The sequence below is a fragment of the Mesorhizobium sp. M8A.F.Ca.ET.165.01.1.1 genome (assembly GCF_004792065.1).
Lineage (GTDB): Bacteria > Pseudomonadota > Alphaproteobacteria > Rhizobiales > Rhizobiaceae > Mesorhizobium.
Genome location: NZ_SRTH01000117.1, coordinates 1 through 366 on the forward strand (window position 1 = coordinate 1; position 366 = coordinate 366).

At 59.3% G+C, this 366-nt stretch carries 1 pseudogene; it reads right to left on the reverse strand.

Annotation, left to right across the window (positions count from 1 at the left end):
• Positions 1 to 149: 149 nt before the first annotated feature.
• Positions 150 to 366: pseudogene (locus EN808_RS36855) on the reverse strand (hypothetical protein); the annotation flags it as partial.

Consider the following 366-nt stretch of genomic DNA (forward strand, 5'->3'; position numbering starts at 1 on the left):
CGGTCAGGTAAAGCACGGCACCCTCGGCGGCGAAGAGCTTTCCGATCGCCGCGCCAATACCTTGTGCTGCACCGGTCACAAGCACGACCTTGCCTTCAAGACGGCCCATTGTTCTTCCTCCTTTGCCGAAACTCGTGACGCCGCCGGGTTTAGACCGCGACTGCGATGAGAATTTTCAGATGGTCCTGGTCCGGTCGCGCAAGCGTATCGAACCCTCGGGCGATGGCGTCAGCCATCGCCACCCTAACCGTTATGATTTTTTCCGGCCGGACCTGTCGGGTAGCGAACATCTGGACAACGCGGGGGCCAATGGTGATCGGAAAGACCCAACTCGTTGTCAGCGTCACGGCCTTCGAAAAAAGCAGC